The sequence below is a fragment of the Sphaerisporangium dianthi genome (genome assembly GCF_042654065.1).
Classification (GTDB): domain Bacteria; phylum Actinomycetota; class Actinomycetes; order Streptosporangiales; family Streptosporangiaceae; genus Sphaerisporangium; species Sphaerisporangium dianthi.
The window spans coordinates 1-548 of record NZ_JBHSFP010000114.1 but is presented as its reverse complement, the minus strand read 5'-3'; the positions used below and the strand labels follow the sequence as shown (position 1 = coordinate 548).

Sequence of the window (548 nt, the reverse complement as noted above, 5' to 3'; positions counted from 1 at the left end):
CCCCGTGCTCAGCCAGGTCAAACTGATCGCCGAGCCGTGGGACGTCGGGCCGGGCGGCTACCAGGTGGGCAACTTCCCGCCCCGCTGGACCGAGTGGAACGGCCGCTACCGCGACACGATCCGCGACTTCTGGCGGGGCCACGATGTACCGGTATCAGAGTTCGCCTCACGCCTGACAGGGTCGGCCGATCTGTTCCAGAATGACGCCCGCCGCCCAGCCGCCTCCATCAATTTCGTCACGTGTCACGATGGGTTCACCCTGCAGGACCTGGTCTCCTATGACACCAAGCACAACGAGGCCAACGGCGAGGGCAACCGCGACGGCACGGACGACAACCGTTCGTGGAACTGCGGTCAGGAAGGCCCGGCATCCAAGGCGGTCGCAGACCTGCGGGAGCAGCAGAAGCGCAACTTCCTCACCACGCTGTTCCTGTCCCAGGGCGTGCCGATGCTCTCGCACGGCGACGAGCTGGGCCGCACCCAGCAGGGCAACAACAACGCCTACTGCCAGGACAACGACATCAGCTGGGTCGACTGGTCCGACATCC

At 65.9% G+C, this 548-nt stretch carries 1 pseudogene; it reads left to right on the top strand.

Annotated elements, in window-relative coordinates:
- Positions 1-548, top strand: a pseudogene (locus ACFO60_RS40835) (glycogen debranching enzyme); the annotation flags it as partial.